The following is a 17,947-nucleotide window of genomic DNA, read 5'->3' as shown; positions in this document are numbered from 1 at the left end:
CTCAGTCAAGATGCTCGCGTATCGTTGCGATCACGAGCCGGACGATGCCATAGAGCAGCAGGCTCACGACCAGCAGCGTCACCAGGTTGTAGATGCGTCGCGGGTAGATGGCCGTCTCGGGCAAGGAGGGCGGCTCGATGACGACCAGGCTCTTGATCTTGCGGGCAGCGTCGATCCTCGAGTTCTCCACCGATGCCAGCGCCACCTTGTAGGAGTCTTCCGCAAAGCCGGCCTGCAAGATCAATTCCTGGAAGTCGGCGGCCAGCCGGTTCAGGCGTTCCCCGCTGCGTCCGGAGGTGGCGCGAAGTCGCTCCACTTCGAGCTGCGCGCGGGCGGCGTCGAGTTGGCTGCGCAGCGCCTTGACCTGGTAACTGTTGTTGTTGAGGTAGGTGAGCGCATTGCGCAGCTCGGTTTCCTGGCGCGCGAGTCCCGCCTGCAACTCTGCCGTGAGTGCGCCGCTGGCCTGGGCCTGTGCCACCGGATCCAGCAGCTTGTGCTTGGTCTGGAAGGCCAGCACATCGGTCTTGGCCTTCTGCAGCCGCGTGGCGGCACGCTCGAGTTCCGTCTCGGAGAAGCCCATCTGCTCACGCGCCATGCGCTGCGAGAAGGCATTCACGAAGCGCTCACTGTCCTCCAGGATGGCGGCGTTCAGCTTCTGCGCGAACTCCGGTTCGAATCCCTGCACGCGCACCGTGAGCAATGAGGTGAGGTCGTCGAAGTGAACCTCGATGCGGTTGCGGTAGTAGTCGAGAAACTCCTCTTGGCTGTGGCTCCCGTAAAGCCGGAACAGCAGATCGGCCTTCTCTGCCTCGTAGTGGGCCCGCAAGCCCAGCTGCGCATCGAGCCGCTTCAGCAGATCGAGAGAGTGGATGTACTGCTGCAGGTAGAGCGTTTCTTCACGGGACGGTGGATTGACGCCGGCCAGCATCAGCGCCACACCGGGAATGGGTGACTGCTCCTGGTTCGCCTGACGGACCGTGATGATGGATTCGCTGACGTAGCGGTCGGCAGCGAACAGGCCGTAGTACAGCGCTGCCAGAACCAGAGGCAGCACGATCAACAGCAGCTTCAGGCGTCGCGGATTGAGCGACAACAATTGGTTCATGCGGATGCTTCTGTCGGGTTCGAGGAAATAACGTCGAGTTGTGGCGCTGCGGAAACCGCGCTCGATGCCTGCGCTGCGGCGCGAGCTGCTCGTGCATCACGCTTTATCTTGGCTGCTCGGCGGACCGCTGCTTCGTCGACCGGGCCTTGGTAAGCCAGGATGCCGGCCTCCACATCCTCGTAAAGGGTGGCGCTGCCTTTCTTGATCAGAACGACCACGTCGCACCATTCTCGGATGTCCCGCATGTTGTGCGACACGAGGATCAGCTTCGATCGCTCCAGTCGGCTGCGGAATGCCACCTGGCACTTCGCACGGAACTGTGCATCGCCGACGGACATCACCTCGTCGATCAGGTAGTAGTCGAAGTCGAAGGCCATGCTCAGCCCGAAGGCGAGGCGTGAGCGCATGCCGGACGAATACGACTTGACCGGCAGGTCGAAATACTCGCCGATCTCGGCGAAGGCTTCCACCTCGGTGATCTTCGACTGCATAGACTTGCCCACGGCACCGTACACGCGGCAGACGAAACGCACATTGTCCCGGCCGCTCAAGGTTCCTTGCATGCCCCCGGAAAGGCCCACGGGCCAGGAAATGTTCACGTCGCTGATCACCTTGCCCTGGTCGGGTGCTTCGATGCCGCCGAGCAGTCGCATGAGCGTGGACTTGCCCGCGCCGTTGGGACCGATCAGGCCGATGCTGGCGTCGTCGGGAAATCGAAAATTCAGGTCGCGGAAGACATAGCGCCTCCCGTGGGGCGTCGGATAAGACTTGGTGACGTGGCGCAGCTCGATCATTGGGATGACTTAACGGGCCAGCAGCCGGAAACGGCGGACGCGGTACAGCGCCAGACTCAGTGCCAGTGTCACTAGGGATACTGCCGCTGGATAGGACAAGTTGACTTGTTCGATGACGCGGTAGTGATCAACGAAGGCGCCACGGTGAGTCTCGATCAGATGCAAAAGCGGGTTCCACAGTAGCCAGGGCAGAAAGTCGGCCGGCAGCGAGTGGAGCGGGAACATCACTCCTGACAGGAAGTACAAGGGCATGAACATCAGGCGAATGAAAACGCGCAACTGCGGCCAGTCGTCTGTCAGCACCGTCAGAGTTAAGCCGAGTCCGAATCCGAAAACGATCAATACGACGCTCGCAACGGCGAGGTGCAACGGGCGGTCCGGAAACCATTGAAAGCCCGCCCAACCCAGCGCAACGAGGAACACCACGAAAAGCACGCTGTAGATCAGTACTTCCATGCCGGCACGTGCAATCAGCACGTCGATCGGCTTGACCTGGCGATAGCCGAAAAGAGCACGACTGCCATCCATGGCGCCCATCAATCGGAGCGCCAGGTTTCGGAAGATCAGATAGGGAATCAGGCCGGTCACCAGAAACAGCGGAAATGGAATGCCCGGCACGACGCGGTTCCGCAAATAGCCGAACAGCAGCATCAGGATGATCACGTGGGCCAGCGGCTCGAAGAGCGTCCAGATGCCGCCCAGCCAGCGCCCGCCGAAACGCGCCTTCAGGTCGCGCTGGAGCAGCGCGAACAGCACTGCGCGCTGAATCTGCCAGGGCGTGCGTTTGCCCGGCGCTGCGGATGCCGTCAGCCCGGTGTTCAAGGGCGAGACTCCTCGGCATTCAGTTCATGGCGCAAGGCCGCGATCGTCTTCTGCAACTGCTCGAACTCGGCTTCCTTGCGCGACAGAAAGCGCCGGGTCAGTCGAAGCTTTTCGCGCAGCCCGGCCGGCGTCAGCAGATAGGCATACGCCAGCTTGCGGTCGCTGCGCCTGAAGTTGCTCGCCTTGACCAGGCCGCGGTCCAGCAAGGCGCGCAGCAGGTAGTGCGTCTTCCCCAGGCTCAGCCCCAATGCCGCGGACAGTTCACGCTGCGAGAGCGCGGGTTGCCGTTCCAGGACGCGCAGGACTTGCAGGTGTGCCGCATCCGCATCCGGTGCGTTGACGGCAATGACGTGTGACATGCTGGGCCTGTTCACGGGGTGAACGCCGAGTGTAGCCGTGCACCAAAACTGGTCGGCCCACACTGTCGACGAGGTGCCGTCGTCATTCCCGGTAGTCGTAGGCTCGGAAGCCTGCCCGCCGGACCAGATTGTCGCGTTGGGCTGAGGCGTAGTCGGCCTCGACCATCTCCCTCACCAGCTCCGGCAGCGTCGTGGTCGGTTGCCAGCCAGCTTGGCCTTGGCCTTGCTGGGATCGCCCAGCAGCGTCTCGACCTCGGTAGGCCGGAAGTAGCGCGGGTCGACCCGCACGATCACGTCGCCCACCTTGCATTGAGCGCGCGCGTCGTCCACCGCCGTGACGGTGCCGATCTCCTGCTCGCCCTGGCCGGTGAAGGCCAGCCGGATGCCGAGTTCGGCCGCGGCCAGCTCCACGAACTGCCGCACGCTGTACTGCACGCCGGTGGCGATGACGAAGTCTTCGGGCTGAGGCTGCTGCAGCATCAGCCATTGCATCTCGACGTAGTCGCGGGCGTGTCCCCAGTCGCGCAGCGAACTCAGGTTGCCCAGGTACAGGCAATCCTGCAGCCCCAGGGCGATGCGCGCCACCGCCCGCGTGATCTTGCGGGTGACGAAGGTCTCGCCACGCAGCGGGCTCTCGTGGTTGAACAGGATGCCGTTGCAGGCATACAGCCCGTAAGCCTCGCGGTAGTTCACCGTGATCCAGTAGGCGTACATCTTCGCCACGGCATACGGGCTGCGCGGGTAGAACGGTGTGGTTTCCTTCTGCGGTGTTTCCTGGACCAGCCCGTAGAGCTCGCTGGTGCTGGCCTGGTAGAAGCGAGTCTTCTTCTCGAGGCCGAGGATGCGGATGGCCTCCAGCAGGCGCAGCGTGCCGATGCCGTCGGCATTGGCGGTGTACTCCGGCGTCTCGAAGCTCACCGCCACGTGGCTCATGGCCGCTAGGTTGTAGATCTCGTCGGGTTGCACCTGCTGGATGATGCGGATCAGGTTGGTGCTGTCCGTCAGGTCGCCGTAGTGCAGCGTGAAGCGCTGGTGGTCCACATGCGGGTCCTGGTACAGGTGGTCGATGCGGTCGGTGTTGAACAGGCTGGCGCGTCGCTTGATGCCGTGCACGTCGTAGCCCTTGTCGAGCAGCAGCTCGGACAGGTAGGCGCCGTCCTGCCCGGTCACGCCGGTGATCAAAGCAGTCTTCTTGGGGTCGGCCATGTCGTTCTTCCCAGGGTTCATCAGGGCTGCGCGAACGGTGCCGCCGCGTAGGCGAGGCGGAGCCCCGCCTCGAGCGGAACCTTCGCGCGCCATCCAAGCGCCGTGAGGCGCGAGACATCGAGCAGCTTGCGCGGCGTGCCGTCGGGTTTGCTGCTGTCGAAGACGATGCGGCCCTCGAAGCCGACCACGCGCATCACCGTCTCGGCGAGTTCGCGGATGGTGAGGTCCGTGCCGCAGCCCACGTTGACGATCGGGCCGTCGTATCCCAGCTCCATCAGGTGGACGCAGGCGTCGGCCAGGTCGTCCACGTACAGGAACTCGCGCCGTGGCGTCCCGCTGCCCCAGACCACCAGTTCGCCGTCGCCGCGCAGCCGGGCCTCGTGCGCCTTGCGCAGCAGGGCCGGCAGCACATGGCTGGTCGCCAGGTCGTAGTTGTCGTTGGGGCCGTACAGGTTGGTTGGCATCGCGCTGACGTACTGGCGACCGTGCTGGCGGTTGTAGCTCTCGCACAGCTTGATGCCGGCGATCTTGGCGATCGCATACGGTTCGTTGGTTGCTTCGAGCGGGCCGGTCAGCAGGGAGTCTTCCCGAATCGGCTGCGGGCAGTCGCGCGGGTAGATGCAGCTCGAGCCGAGGAACAGCAGCTGCTGCACGCCGGCCAGGTGGGCACCGTGGATGAGGTTGGCCTCGATCAGGAGGTTCTCGTACAGGAAGTCGGCGCGGTACCGGTCGTTGGCGGCGATGCCACCGACCTTGGCCGCGGCCACCACGCAGTACTCGGGCCGATGTTCCGCCAGGAACGCGTGGACGGCGCGCTGGTCCAGCAGGTCCAGCTGCTCGCGCGAGGCCGTGAGGACGCTGGTGTAGCCCGCCGCCTGCAACCGGCGCACGATCGCCGACCCCACCATGCCGCGGTGGCCGGCAACGAAGATGCGCGTGTTCTTGTTCATGGACCTGCGGTCGTGGAGGGTTGGCGTCAGTCGAAGACCGGCGCCTCTGCGAGCCCGGGAGCCTGAGCGTCACGGGCCGAAAGTGTAGGGGGACTGTCCATCGGCGGCCATTCGATGCCGATCTCGGGATCGTCCCAGCGCACCGCGCCCTCGGCCCCGGGGGCGTAGTAGCTCGTCGTCCGGTACGAGACCTCGGCCGTTTCGCTGAGCGCAAGGAAGCCGTGCGCGAATCCCGGCGGAATCCACAGCAGCTGCGGCCTTTCGGCGGTCAGCTCGACGCCGAGCCAGCGCCGGAAGTTCGGACTGCTGCGGCGCACATCGACGACGACGTCGAACACCCGGCCGGCGATCACCCGCAGCAGCTTGCCCTGTGCACAGGGCGGCAGTTGGTAGTGCAGCCCGCGCAACACGCCGCGCTGCGAGCGGGAGTGAACGTCCAGCACGAAGTTCACGGCCTGGCCTAGCGCTGTTTCGAAGGCCTGCTGGTGGAAGACCTCCGTGACGAACCCCCGTGCGTCACGGAACACCTCCGGCTCGAACAGCAACACTTCGGGTAGGGCTGTCGGGATCGCCTTCATCAGTAGACCTTTTCCCGCAGCACACGCAGCAGATATTGGCCGTAGCCGTTCTTCAGCATCGGGGACGCCAGCGCCTCGAGTTGCCCGGCATCGATCCAGCCGGCGCGGAAGGCCACTTCCTCGGGGCAGGCCACCTTCAGGCCCTGGCGCTTCTCGAGCGTGGCGATGAACTGGCCGGCATCGAGCAGGCTGTCGGGGGTGCCGGTGTCCAGCCAGGCATACCCGCGTCCCAGGATCTCCACCTCGAGCCGGCCCGCACGCAGGTAGTGCGTGTTGACGTCGGTGATCTCCAGCTCGCCGCGCGCGCTCGGCCGCAGCCCGGCGACGATGTCGCAGACCTGCTCGTCGTAGAAGTACAGGCCGGTCACGGCGTAGCCGCTCTTCGGCGCTTGCGGCTTCTCCTCGATGCGGATGGCACGGCGCTGCGCGTCGAACTCCACCACGCCGTAGCGCTCCGGGTCCTGCACGTGACAGGCGAAGACGGTGGCCCCGGCCGGCCGCGCTGCAGCGCGGACCAGCAGGCGCTGGAGGTCATGGCCATGGAAGATGTTGTCACCGAGCACCAGCGCACTCGGCGCGCCCGCGATGAAGTCGCGCCCGAGCGTGAAGGCCTGCGCCAATCCGTCCGGACTGGGCTGCACGCCGTAGCGGAGGCTCAGGCCCCAGCGCGCACCGTCGCCGAGCAGCGCTTCGAAGCGGGAGAGATCCTGCGGTGTGCTGATGACGAGGATGTCGCGGATGCCGGCCAGCATCAGCGTGGTGAGGGGGTAGTACACCATCGGCTTGTCGTACACCGGCAGCAGCTGCTTGCTGAGGGCCAGCGTCGCCGGGTGCAGCCGGGTGCCGGTTCCGCCGGCGAGGAGGATGCCTTTTCGATGCATGGATGTTCCGCGGTCGGCCAGCGGCCGTCAGCGCCCCAGCAGTTCGATCAGCAGGCGGTCGACGCCGTCCTGCCAGGGCGGAAGATGGAGGCCGAAACAGGCTTGCAGCCTGCCGGTGTCGAGGCGCGAATTGAGCGGCCGTCGAGCCGGCGCCGGACAGGCGCTGTCGGGGACCGCGCGGAGAGCCTCTGCTGTCAGTTTCAGCGGGTGCCCGTGCATGCGCGCCCGCTCGATGAGGAAGCGGGCGTAGCCATGCCGGCTGGTCTCGCCGCTGGCGGCCACGTGGTAGGTGCCGGCGAGCGAGGCTTGCTGTCGAAGCGCCCGCAGCGCGTGCGCGGTGACGTCGGCCAGCAGGTCGGCGCCGGTGGGGGCGCCGATCTGGTCGTCGACGACCTCGAGCCACTCGCGTTCGGCGCCCAGGCACAGCACGGTCTTCGCAAAGTTGCTGCCGCGTGCTGCATGAATCCAGCTGGTGCGCAGGATCAGGTGGCGGCAGCCGCTGGCGCGGATGGCCTGCTCCCCCTCGAGCTTGGTGGCGCCGTAGACGTTGAGCGGCGCGGGCAAGGCGTTCTCGTCACGCGGCGCACTGCCCGAGCCGTCGAACACGTGGTCGGTGCTGAAGTGCACCAGGGTTGCATTCAGCATCGTTGCCTCGCGGGCCAGCACCGCGGGCGCGATGGCGTTGACGGCTCGCGCGAGCGCCGGCTCGCGCTCGGCCCGGTCGACGGCGGTGTAGGCCGCTGCATTCACGATGATGTCCGGGCGCACGTGGCGCACCGTCGCCACCAAGGCCTCGGGGCAGCCGAGATCGGCCGCGAGTGGCGCGCTGTCGCGCGCCAGCGCGAGCAGTTCGCCGAGGGGGGCGAGCGCGCGCTGGAGCTCCCAGCCCACCTGGCCGTTCTTGCCGAGCAGCAGGATCCTCATGCGGGGCCTGGGGTTCGCGTGGCGTAGTTCTGTGCCACCCAGTCGCGGTAGCTGCCGCTTTGCACCTCGCGCACCCAGCCGGCATGAGCGAGGTACCACTGGACCGTCTTGCGGAGCCCCGTCTCGAAGGTTTCGGTCGGCCGCCAGCCCAGCTCCCGTTCGATCTTGCGGGTGTCGATCGCGTAGCGCCGGTCATGACCGGGACGGTCGGCGACCAGGCGGATCAGGCGTTCGTACGGGCCGGCGGGATCGGGCTGCAGTTCGTCGAGCAGCGCGCACACGCGCCGCACGGTGTCGATGTTGGCGAACTCGCTCCCTCCGCCGATGTTGTAGGTCTCGCCGACACGGCCTCGTTCGAGCACGGTACGGAGCGCCCGGCAGTGGTCGCCGACGTGCAGCCAATCGCGGATCTGCAGGCCATCGCCGTAGACCGGCAGTGTCTGGCCGGCGAGCGCATTGACGATCGTCAGCGGGATCAGTTTCTCGGGGAAATGGTAGGGCCCGTAGTTGTTCGAACAGTTCGACGTCACCACCGGCAGATCGTAGGTGCAATGCCAGGCTCGGGCGAGGTGGTCGCTGGCGGCCTTGCTGGCCGCGTAGGGGCTGCTCGGATCGTAGGCGTGTGTTTCGGTGAAGGCCGGTGCCCCGGGCTCGAGCGAGCCGAACACCTCGTCGGTGCTGACGTGGAGGAAGCGGAACGATTCCCGCCTGCCGGCGGCCAATCCGGACCAGTACGCGCGCGCGGCTTCGAGCAGCACGAACGAGCCTTCGACATTGGTGTGCAAGAAGGCCCCGGGCCCGTGGATAGACCGATCGACATGGCTTTCTGCGGCCAGATGAACGATCGCCCGGGCTGGTGGTCGGCCAGCAGCCGGTCGAGCAACGGCCGATCGCGGATGTCGCCGCGCACGAAGACATGCCGGGCATTCCCTTGCAACGAGGCGAGATTGCGCAGGTTGCCGGAGTAGGAGAGGACGTCGAGGTTGACGACCGGCTCGTCGGTCGATGCGATCCAGTCGAGAACGAAGTTGCTGCCGATGAAACCGGCACCGCCGGTCACGAGGATCATTTGCGGTCCGTGCCGACTCCGTCCGCTCTGCCGTAGGTGTCAGAGAAGCGCACGATGTCGTCCTCACCGAGATAGCTGCCGGACTGCACCTCGATGATCTCGAGGGGGATCGAGCCCGGATTCGCCAGCCGGTGCACTTCCCCGAGCGGAATGTAGGTGCTTTGGTTCTCGGTCAGCAGTCTCTTGCTCTCGCCACAGGTCACTTCCGCCGTCCCCGAGACGACGATCCAGTGTTCGGCGCGGTGGTGGTGCATCTGCAGGCTCAGCGTGGCGCCGGGCTTGACCAGGATGCGCTTCACCTGAAACCGGGCGCCTGCGTCCACGCTGTCGTACCAGCCCAGGGCCGGTGGACGCGCCGATGCAGCGTGCCCTCGTTGCGGCCCTCGCGCTGGAGGCTGGCGACGATCTGCTTGACCTGCTGGCTGCGCGAGCGATCGGTCACGAGCACCGCGTCCGGCGTTTCCACGATGATCACGTCGTCGAGGCCGATGGCGCCGACCAGCCGGCTGGTCGCGTGGACCAGCGTGTTGCGGCTGTCCTCGATCAGCGCGTCGCCGTGCGAGGCATTGCCCTGGGCATCGCGCTCGCTGACCTGCCACACCGCGTCCCAGGCCCCGAGGTCGCTCCAGCCGGCGTCCAGCGGCACCATCTTCACACTGAAGCCGCTGGCCGCGTCGGCCGGGCAGGGCTCCATCACCGCGTAGTCGATCGATTCACCGGGGATGGCCGCGAAGGCGGCCTTGTCGGGCCGCACGAAGCTCGCGTCGGTGCTGCGGCCGGCCCAAGCGGCTTCGGTGGCCTGGGCAATGTCCGGCCGGAAATGCGCCAGCGCGGCCAGCCACACCGAAGCACGCAGCACGAACATGCCGCTGTTCCAGGCATAGCCGCCGTCGGCGAGGTAGCGCTCGGCGGTGGCCCGATCGGGCTTCTCGACGAAGGCCTTGACGCGCCGCACCGCTCCGGTGTCTTCGCTGTGGATGTAGCCGAAGCCGGTTTCCGGGCGGTCGGGCACGATGCCGAGCGTGACGAGGCTGCCGTCGGCCGCGGCGGCCACCGCCTGCCGCAGGGCGCGTGTGAAGGCCGGGCCGTCGGTCACGGTCTGGTCCGCCGGCGTGACGACGAGGATGCTGTCGTCGCCGTGGGCGGCGCGGCTGGCGAGCGCGGCCAGGGTAAGGGCGGGCGCCGTGTTGCGACCGATGGGCTCGAGCAGCACGGTTGATTGTCTCGTGCCGATCTCGCGCAACTGCTCCAGCAGCATGAACCGGTGTTCCTCGTTGCCGACCACCAGCGGCGCGGCGATGGTCGTGTGCGGGTCGGCCAGGGCGGCCAACCTCAGGCAGGCCTGCTGGAACAGGGTCGACGTACCGGACAGGGCCAGGAACTGCTTAGGGTAGAGCGCGCGGCTGAGTGGCCAGAGCCGCGTGCCGGAGCCGCCGGCGAGGACGACAGGCGTGATGTGATGCATGGTGGCAAAAGTGAGGGGCAAGCGCAGTCCCACTATAGCGGCGCGCCTCGAGGGGTCCGGATGTGCGCGCTCGGTAAACTGCCCCGATGCTTCTGTTTCTCTGCGCGTTCGCCGCGTCGGCCATCCTGACCTTGCTGGTGGTCCGCTCGAACCGCACTCATGCCCGGTTCTCCGCCGATCCGGACCAGGGCGGCCCGCAGAAATTCCATGCACGCTCCGTGCCGCGGGTGGGTGGGATCGGCATCGTCGGCGGGCTGCTGTTCACGGCCACGCTGCTGTGGTGGATGCGCGGCGGCGAGCCTGCGCACTATGCCGTCTGGTTGCTGCTGTGCGGCCTGCCGGCCTTTGCCGCAGGCCTGGCCGAAGACGTGACCAAGCGTGTCTCGGCCACCTGGCGCCTGCTGGCGACGGCGGCCGCTGCGCTGCTGGGGGTGTTGTTGCTCGGCGGGACCATCACGCGCACCGACCTGTGGGGGCTGGACTGGGTCGCGTCGTTCACGATCGGTGCGGCCTTTCTCGCGATCTTCACGGTGACGGGCATTGCCAATGCCATCAACATCATCGACGGCTTCAACGGGCTGGCATCGATGTGCGTGATGATGATGATGCTGGCCATCACCTATGTGGCCAACCAGGTGGGCGACAGCACCATCGCGCTGCTGGCGCTGGCCGGCGCCGGGGCCGTGCTGGGCTTCTTCGTCTGGAACTTCCCGGCCGGACTGATCTTCCTGGGCGACGGCGGCGCCTATTTCCTGGGCTTCTACCTGTCCGAACTCAGCATCCTGCTGCTGCACCGCAACCCCGAGGTGTCGCCGCTGTTCCCGCTGCTGATGGCCATCTACCCGGTGTTCGAGACCCTGTTCTCGATGTACCGGCGCCGGGTGGTCCGCGGGCGCGGCGTGGGCATTCCCGACGGCGTCCACCTGCACAGCCTGATTTATCGGCGCCTGCTGCGCTGGGCCGTCGGCAGCCGCGACGCGGCCGCGCTGACGCGGCGCAATTCCATGACCGCGCCCTACCTGTGGCTGCTGTGCATGCTGGCGGTGGCGCCCAGCGTGCTGTTCTGGGACAACTCTCGAGTCCTGGGCATCTTCATCCTGTTGTTCGGACTGTCGTACACCCTGCTGTACGGGATGATCGTGCGCTTCAAGGCCCCCCGCTGGCTGGTTCTGAGACGCTGAAACCCGGCTGGCCGATAATGGCGGTCAATGCAAGACGATCTCACGATGGCGTCACCGGCCCTGCCGGCCGAGGCGCCGCCCGCCCGTTTCGACACCCTCGCGCTCGATCCGAAGCTGCTCCGCGCGGTGGCCGAATCCGGTTACCTGCTGATGACTCCGATCCAGGCCAAGGCGATTCCACTCGTGCTGGCCGGCCGCGACGTCATGGGCGCCGCGCAGACCGGCACCGGCAAGACGGCGGCCTTCTCGCTGCCCCTGCTGCAGAAGATGCTCAAGCACGAGAGCAGCAGCACGTCGCCGGCCCGCCACCCGGTGCGGGCCCTGGTGCTGGCCCCGACGCGTGAGCTGGCGGACCAGGTTGCCAACAACGTCAAGACCTACTCCAAGCACACCCAGCTGCGCGCCACGGTCGTGTTCGGCGGCATCGACATGAAGCCGCAGACGGCCGAATTGAAGCGCGGCGTCGAGGTACTGATCGCGACGCCGGGGCGGCTGCTCGACCACATCGAGGCCAAGAACTGCTCGCTCAGCCAGGTGGAGTACGTGGTGCTCGATGAGGCCGACCGCATGCTCGACATCGGCTTCCTGCCCGATCTGCAGCGCATCCTGAGCTACCTGCCCAAGAGCCGGCAGACGCTGCTGTTCTCGGCCACTTTCTCGCCCGAGATCAAGAAGCTGGCCAACAGCTACCTGCAGGACCCGATCCTGGTCGAGACGGCGCGGCCCAATGCCACGGCGTCGACGGTCGAGCAGCGCTTCTACCGTGTCGAGGACGACGACAAGCGCAACGCCGTGAAGCAACTGCTGCGCACGCGGGCCATCACGCAGAGCATCGTCTTCGTCAATTCCAAGCTGGGCGCGGCGCGCCTGGCGCGCGCCTTCGAGCGCGACGGCCTGCGCACCCAGGCCCTGCACGGCGACAAGTCCCAGGACGAGCGCCTGAAGGCCCTGGCCGCGTTCAAGGCCGGCGAGGTGGACTTGCTGGTGGCCACCGATGTGGCCGCACGCGGCCTCGACATCGCCGACCTGCCGGCGGTGTTCAATTTCGACGTGCCCTTCAACGCCGAGGATTACGTGCACCGCATCGGCCGCACCGGCCGCGCCGGGGCCTCGGGCCTGGCGATCACGCTGGTGTCGCGCGACGATGCCCGGCTGGTGTCCGACATCGAGAAGCTGATCAAGAAGAAGCTCGATATCGAGGCGCTCGAACTCGAGGACGACCGTCCTCGCCGTGCGCCGCGGCGTGACGACGGCGAGCGCGACGGCATGCGCCGCGAGGACGACGGGCGCCGGATCAGCGCTGCCGCTGCTGGCGATCGGCCTGCGCCGGCGCGGCGCCCCACCCCGCCGGCAGCGCCCTCCGATCCGTTCTTCAGCCAGCCTACGAGGCCCAGGCCGGCATCGAGCCCGTGTGGGAGAAGTCGGCCGCCCAGGCGTCGACGCCCAGCAGCGGGCTGTCGCGCTACATCAAGGCCAAGAAGCGCGTGGCGTCCTTGCTAGGCGGCAAATAAGGCGGCGATCAGCCTGCCAGCAAGGCGAACACCGCCGGCACGTCGGCCGGCAGTTCCATCGGGCGCTGGCGCCACTGCGCCACCCGTGCACTGCGGGTCCAGCCGCCCGGTAGGGTCAGGCCGCAACTGACGCTCAACCAGGTGTCCGGCGCAAGCGCACTGAGCAGCGCCCGGAGCAGGGCGCCATTGCGGTAGGGGGTCTCGATCATCAGCTGCGTCTGGCCGAGACGGCGTGACAGCGCCTCCAACTCCTTCAGCCGCTGGGCCTGCGCGCCGGCTTCCTGCGGCACGTAGCCGACGAAGGCGAAGCTCTGGCCGTTCAGGCCGCTGGCGGCCAGCGCCAGCAGCAGCGAGGTCGGGCCAGGCAAGGGCTGCACGCTCACGTCGGCCGCATGCGCGGCCGCTACCAGAGCGGCGCCAGGGTCGGCAACGGCGGGCAGGCCGGCTTCGCTGATCAGCCCGATGTCGTGGCCATCGAGCGCGGGGGCCAGCAGTGCCCGCAGATCGGCCGGCTCGGCCGCGTGGCGGCCTTTCGGCGATCGCGGCAGTTCACGGATCTCCAGGGTTTGCAGCGGCTGCGCCAGCGGCGTGATGCCGTCCACGCGCTTCAGGAAGGCGCGGGTCGACTTGGCGTTCTCGCACACCCAGTACTGCAACCGGGCTGCGGCGTCGATCACGCCCTGCGGCAGCACCTCGTGGAGATCGGGCGGGGGCAGGCTGCCGGTCAGTGTGCCGAAGTCCAGGGTGTTCGGCACCAGGATCAGTCGGCCCTTCATCCCTGGCTCCGCGACAGCACGTCGAGCCCGGCCTCGCGCAGCAGCTTGACGGTGGCGATCAGCGGCAGGCCGATCAGGGCGGTCGGGTCGTCGGATTCGATCGCGTCGAGCAACGCGATCCCCAGGCCTTCGGACTTGGCGCTGCCAGCGCAGTCGTAGGGCTGTTCCGCGCGCAGGTAAGCCTCGATCTCCGCGTCGCCCAGCGTCCTGAAACGCACTGCTACCGGCACGCGCAGCAGTCGCTCGAAGCCGGTGGCCGGTCGCACCACCGCCAGCGCCGTCTGGAAGACCACGGTGCGGCCACTCATCGAACGCAGTTGCTCGACTGCGCGCTGGTGCCCGCCGGGCTTGCCGATCGGCGTGCCGTCCAGGTCAGCCACCTGATCGGAGCCGATCACGACCGCGTCGGCATGGCGCGCCGCCACCTCGCGTGCCTTGGCGAGCGCCAGGCGCTCGGCCAGCGCGGCAGGGGCTTCGCCGGCGAGGGGCGTCTCGTCGACGCGCGGACTGTCCACCTCGAAGGGCACGCGCAGGCGCATCAACAGCTCGCGCCGGTAGCGTGAGGTGGAGCCGAGGATCAGGCGAGGCGGCGGCGTGGGGGTCATGGGCGCCATTGTCGGTGCGGCGCATAAACTCCGGGCGCGATGAAACCGAGCGAACAGAATCCCTTGCGCCTGAACGTCGCCGGCCTGGCGGCGGACGCGGCCAGCTTGTCGGGTACGTGGTCGCTGACGACGCTGGAGCGTTTGGCGGCCAGCGCTCATGCCGAGGCGCCGCCGGCCGCCGGCGACGAGGTCGTCTGGGCCGCCCGGGGCGAGCAGCGTCGGCGCACGGGTGGCAGCCCGGAGGTCTGGATGCACTTGCAGGCCCGCACGTCAGTCCGACTGCAGTGCCAGCGTTGTCTGGCGCCGGTCGAGGTCGCGCTGGACTGCGATCGGTGGTTCCAGTTCGTGGCGACCGAGGATGCCGCTGCCGCCCTCGACGCCGACAGCGAGGACGATGTGCTCGAACTGACCCGGGCGCTGGACCTGCGCGAACTCGTCGAGGACGAGTTCCTGCTGTCATTGCCGGTGGTGCCGCGGCACGATCGTTGTCCCGAGCCGCTGGTCGTTCCCGGCGATGTCTTGGCCGCCGAGCCCGTGGCGCCCGCGAAGGAGAACCCGTTCGCCGTGCTCCAGGCACTCAAGACGCCCAAGGCCGGCCACTGACCCGGCCGACGTTCCGGGTATACTCGCGGGCTGTTTTATATTTCTGCCGGGTTTGCCCGGCATGAAAGCTGCCGGCGCATGGCGCTCCGGCATGGACCATCCGCCAAGGTGCTCCGGTCGATCCGGGGGTGCCACGGCAGCGCCCGGCGTCTGGTCGCCGGGCACGCAAGACCCAGGAGCCCCTCATGGCCGTTCAACAGAACAAGAAGTCCCCATCGAAGCGCGGCATGCACCGCTCGCACAACGCCCTGAACACCCCGGGCCTGGCGATCGAGCCGACCACCGGTGAAACCCATCTGCGCCACCACATCAGCGCGACCGGTTTCTACCGCGGCCGCAAGGTGCTGAAGACCAAGGCGGATGCCTGAATCGGTGCGGCCCGGCGCCTCGTGCGGCCGGGCAGCGTCATCCTGCTTCGCAACGCGCCCGGCATGCCTGATTGAAGGCGGCCGGGCGTTGTCGTTGGTTCGGCGGCAACGTGCAAGCGCTGCTTCGCGCGTCACTTGCCACCGCTCCGCGCAAGGCTTAGCGTGTCGCCTGTGACCCGGCCAAGGCCCGCCTCCGCTCCGTCGACACCATGAACGACCCGCTCGCTTCCGCTGCCGAGGCCCGGTCTGCCACGGTGCGCCTGGCCGTCGACTGCATGGGCGGCGACCATGGTCCTTCGGTCACGCTACCGGCCTGTCGGGCCTTCCTGGCGGCCCATCCCGGCGCCGAGCTGTTGCTCGTCGGACGCCCCGAGGCGCTGGCGCCGGCGGACGGCTGGGAGCGCTGCACGCTGGTGTCGGCGAGCGAGGTGGTCGCGATGGACGACCCCGTCGAGGTGGCCCTCCGGCGCAAGCGCGACTCGTCGCTGCGCGTCGCGATCAGCCAGGTCAAGCCGGTCGATGGCGTGGCGGCGGCGCAGGCCTGTGTCTCTGCGGGCAACACGGGGGCGCTGATGGCCGTGGCGCGCTATGTGCTCAAGACACTCGACGGCATCGATCGCCCGGCGATCGCTACCGTGATGCCGAACCAGCTCGATGGTCACACCACCGTGCTCGATCTCGGCGCCAACGTCGACTGCACGGCCGAACACCTGCTGCAGTTCGCGGTGATGGGCAGCGCGCTGGTGGCCGCCGTCGAGGGCAAGGCGAACCCAAGCGTCGGCCTGCTGAACATCGGCGAAGAGGCGATCAAGGGCAGCGAGACCATCAAGCGCGCCGGCGAATTGCTGCGCGCCGCAGCCGCCGGCGGCCAGCTCAACTTCGTCGGCAACGTTGAGGGCAACGACATCTTCACCGGCCGCACCGACATCGTCGTGTGCGACGGTTTCGTCGGCAATGTGGCGCTGAAGACGGCCGAAGGCCTGGCCTCGATGCTGTCGAGCTTCATTCGCCAGGAGTTCACCCGCAGCTGGTACAGCAAGCTGGCAGCGCTGGTGGCGTTGCCCGTGCTCAGGCACTTCAAGAACCGGGTCGACCACCGCCGCTACAACGGTGCGGCGCTGCTCGGCCTGCGCGGCCTGGTGTTCAAGAGCCACGGTTCGGCCGATGCCTTTGCTTTCGAGCAGGCGCTCAACCGGGCTTATGATGCCGCGCGAAACCGACTGCTCGATCGGGTCCACGACCGCATCAGCGCGACGCTGCAGGCCCTGCCGGCCGATGTGGGCGCGCCGGACGGTCAGGTGCCCGAAGCCGCATGACCCCCTCTGCCTCTTCCCTTCCTCGCTACGCGCGCATCACCGGCACCGGCAGCTACCTGCCGCCGCGTCGCCTGACCAACGCCCAGCTCGCCGCCGAACTGGCTCAGAGCGGCGTCGAGACCTCCGATGAATGGATCGTCGAGCGCACCGGTATCCGCGCACGCCACTTCGCGGCGCCCGACGTCGCCTGCAGCGACCTGGCCGTCGAAGCCGCTCGCCATGCACTCGAGGCAGCAGGGCGGCAGGCGGCCGAGATCGACCTGATCATCGTGGCGACCTCCACGCCCGACATGGTCTTCCCCTCGACGGCCTGCATCGTGCAGCACAAGCTCGGTATCGCCGGCTGCCCGGCCTTCGACCTGCAGGCGGTGTGTTCCGGCTTCGTCTATGCGCTGTCGGTGGCCGATGCCATGATCCGCACGGGCGCCGCCAGCAGGGCGCTCGTGATCGGTGCCGAGGTGTTCTCCCGCATCCTCGATTTCAAGGATCGCACCACCTGCGTGCTGTTCGGCGACGGTGCCGGTGCGTGGTGCTGGAGGCCAGCGACACGCCGGGCATCCTGGCGACCGAGCTGCATGCCGACGGCAGCCATGTGGGCATCCTGTGCGTGCCGGGCACGGTAGCTGGCGGCCACGTCACCGGCGATCCGCTGCTCAAGATGGACGGACAGGCGGTGTTCAAGCTCGCCGTCCGGGTGCTCGACGAGGCGGCGCGCGCGGTGCTGGCCAAGGCCGGCCGCCAGGAGGCGGACGTCGACTGGCTGATTCCGCACCAGGCCAACATCCGCATCATGCAGGGCACGGCCAAGAAGCTGAAGCTGCCGCTGGAGAAGCTGGTCGTGACCGTCGACGAGCACGGCAATACGTCGGCCGCCTCGGTGCCGCTGGCGCTGGACCACGCGGTGCGCAGCGGCCGGGTCAAGCCGGGCGACACGGTGATGCTCGAAGGCGTGGGCGGCGGCTTCACCTGGGGCGCGGTGCTGCTCGACCTGTGATCGGCGCCGGGCCCGCCCGGCCAGAAGCCATAAGAAGATTGGGAAGTTCTCGATGTCAGCATTCGCATTTGTCTTTCCCGGCCAGGGCTCCCAGACCGTCGGCATGCTCGACGCCTGGGGCGATCACCCGGTCGTGGGCGAGACCCTGGCCGAAGCCTCGCAGGCGCTCGGCGAGGATCTGGTCGCGCTGATCCGGTCGGGTCCGAAGGAGGCACTGGATCTCACCTCGAACACCCAGCCGGTGATGCTCGCAGCCAGCATCGCCTGCTACCGCGCCTGGCTGGCCGAGACCGGCCGGTCGCCGTCGATCGTGGCTGGGCACTCGCTGGGCGAGTACAGCGCCCTGGTGGCGGCCGGCGTGCTGAGCTTGGCGGACGCGGTGCCGCTGGTCCGGCTGCGGGCGCAGGCGATGCAGGACGCGGTGCCGGTCGGCGCCGGCG

15 protein-coding genes and 5 pseudogenes are annotated in these 17,947 nt (G+C 67.8%); 7 read left to right on the top strand and 13 right to left on the bottom strand.

The window, feature by feature from the left end; translation table 11 throughout:
* Position 1: 1 nt before the first annotated feature.
* The 11 genes and pseudogenes from x551_RS04655 to x551_RS04605 form a co-directional block, all read right to left on the bottom strand.
* On the bottom strand, positions 2–1,105 hold the full coding sequence (locus tag x551_RS04655) for a capsular biosynthesis protein (RefSeq protein ID WP_036230385.1): 1,104 nt from the start codon (positions 1,103–1,105) through the stop codon (positions 2–4).
* The gene (locus tag x551_RS04650; protein ID WP_081771212.1) at positions 1,102–1,899 is read right to left on the bottom strand and encodes an ABC transporter ATP-binding protein; all 798 of its coding nucleotides are present in this window, start codon (positions 1,897–1,899) and stop codon (positions 1,102–1,104) included. Before x551_RS04650 ends, x551_RS04655 begins: the two co-directional genes overlap by 4 nt.
* Positions 1,900–1,908: 9 nt before the next feature.
* Complete coding sequence (locus tag x551_RS04645; protein ID WP_051495576.1) at positions 1,909–2,721, bottom strand: ABC transporter permease; 813 nt, start codon at positions 2,719–2,721, stop codon at positions 1,909–1,911.
* Entirely contained in the window at positions 2,718–3,080 is a 363-nt protein-coding gene (locus x551_RS04640; protein ID WP_051495575.1) for a MarR family EPS-associated transcriptional regulator, read from the bottom strand. Before x551_RS04640 ends, x551_RS04645 begins: the two co-directional genes overlap by 4 nt.
* A gap of 82 nt (positions 3,081–3,162) precedes the next feature.
* A pseudogene (gene gmd / locus x551_RS04635) lies at positions 3,163–4,286 on the bottom strand (GDP-mannose 4,6-dehydratase).
* Between the two features lie 20 nt (positions 4,287–4,306).
* On the bottom strand, positions 4,307–5,236 hold the full coding sequence (locus tag x551_RS04630; RefSeq protein ID WP_036230382.1) for a GDP-L-fucose synthase: 930 nt from the start codon (positions 5,234–5,236) through the stop codon (positions 4,307–4,309).
* Positions 5,237–5,262: 26 nt separating this feature from the next.
* A complete protein-coding gene (gene rfbC, locus x551_RS04625) occupies positions 5,263–5,814 on the bottom strand; it encodes a dTDP-4-dehydrorhamnose 3,5-epimerase (RefSeq protein WP_036230379.1) in 552 nt (183 codons plus the stop codon).
* Positions 5,814–6,695, bottom strand: coding sequence for a glucose-1-phosphate thymidylyltransferase RfbA (gene rfbA / locus x551_RS04620; protein ID WP_036230376.1), 882 nt, complete (start codon positions 6,693–6,695; stop codon positions 5,814–5,816). The genes rfbC and rfbA overlap by 1 nt, the downstream gene beginning before the upstream one ends.
* 27 nt (positions 6,696–6,722) lie before the next feature.
* Positions 6,723–7,619: a dTDP-4-dehydrorhamnose reductase gene (gene rfbD / locus x551_RS04615; RefSeq protein ID WP_036230372.1), complete on the bottom strand. Its 897-nt coding sequence runs from the start codon at positions 7,617–7,619 to the stop codon at positions 6,723–6,725.
* Positions 7,616–8,688, bottom strand: a pseudogene (gene rfbB / locus x551_RS04610) (dTDP-glucose 4,6-dehydratase). The gene rfbD and the pseudogene rfbB overlap by 4 nt, the downstream one beginning before the upstream one ends.
* Positions 8,685–10,153 (bottom strand): annotated as a pseudogene (locus x551_RS04605) (mannose-1-phosphate guanylyltransferase/mannose-6-phosphate isomerase). Before x551_RS04605 ends, rfbB begins: the two co-directional pseudogenes overlap by 4 nt.
* A gap of 86 nt (positions 10,154–10,239) precedes the next feature.
* On the opposite strand from x551_RS04605, the gene x551_RS04600 reads away from it, so the two are divergent.
* Together x551_RS04600 and x551_RS04595 are read left to right on the top strand one after the other, a co-directional pair.
* Positions 10,240–11,334, top strand: coding sequence for a glycosyltransferase (locus x551_RS04600; protein ID WP_036230367.1), 1,095 nt, complete (start codon positions 10,240–10,242; stop codon positions 11,332–11,334).
* A gap of 45 nt (positions 11,335–11,379) precedes the next feature.
* A pseudogene (locus x551_RS04595) lies at positions 11,380–12,845 on the top strand (DEAD/DEAH box helicase).
* A gap of 8 nt (positions 12,846–12,853) precedes the next feature.
* Here the strand turns inward: x551_RS04595 and x551_RS04590 are convergent.
* Together x551_RS04590 and x551_RS04585 are read right to left on the bottom strand one after the other, a co-directional pair.
* Complete coding sequence (locus x551_RS04590; RefSeq protein ID WP_036247671.1) at positions 12,854–13,621, bottom strand: SAM-dependent methyltransferase; 768 nt, start codon at positions 13,619–13,621, stop codon at positions 12,854–12,856.
* Positions 13,618–14,226 (bottom strand): Maf family nucleotide pyrophosphatase, encoded by a 609-nt coding sequence (locus x551_RS04585; RefSeq protein WP_036247669.1) that lies wholly within the window; start codon positions 14,224–14,226, stop codon positions 13,618–13,620. Before x551_RS04585 ends, x551_RS04590 begins: the two co-directional genes overlap by 4 nt.
* A 39-nt stretch (positions 14,227–14,265) precedes the next feature.
* Between x551_RS04585 and x551_RS04580 the strand changes: the two genes are divergently transcribed.
* From x551_RS04580 to x551_RS04560, 5 genes and pseudogenes are all read left to right on the top strand, one after another.
* The gene (locus tag x551_RS04580) at positions 14,266–14,829 is read left to right on the top strand and encodes a DUF177 domain-containing protein (protein ID WP_036230365.1); all 564 of its coding nucleotides are present in this window, start codon (positions 14,266–14,268) and stop codon (positions 14,827–14,829) included.
* Between the two features lie 185 nt (positions 14,830–15,014).
* The gene (gene rpmF / locus x551_RS04575; protein WP_011828234.1) at positions 15,015–15,197 is read left to right on the top strand and encodes a 50S ribosomal protein L32; all 183 of its coding nucleotides are present in this window, start codon (positions 15,015–15,017) and stop codon (positions 15,195–15,197) included.
* A gap of 209 nt (positions 15,198–15,406) precedes the next feature.
* Positions 15,407–16,513 (top strand): phosphate acyltransferase PlsX, encoded by a 1,107-nt coding sequence (plsX, locus tag x551_RS04570; protein WP_051495574.1) that lies wholly within the window; start codon positions 15,407–15,409, stop codon positions 16,511–16,513.
* Positions 16,510–17,507 (top strand): annotated as a pseudogene (locus x551_RS04565) (beta-ketoacyl-ACP synthase III). Before plsX ends, x551_RS04565 begins: the two are co-directional and overlap by 4 nt.
* A gap of 52 nt (positions 17,508–17,559) precedes the next feature.
* Positions 17,560–17,947, top strand: a 388-nt coding sequence (locus tag x551_RS04560; RefSeq protein ID WP_036247686.1) for an ACP S-malonyltransferase, incomplete at its 3' end; no start/stop codon positions are given.

It is taken from the genome of Methylibium sp. T29 (assembly GCF_000576205.1).
Lineage (GTDB): Bacteria > Pseudomonadota > Gammaproteobacteria > Burkholderiales > Burkholderiaceae_C > Methylibium > Methylibium petroleiphilum.
This window is presented reverse-complemented; position numbering and strand designations above follow the sequence as displayed.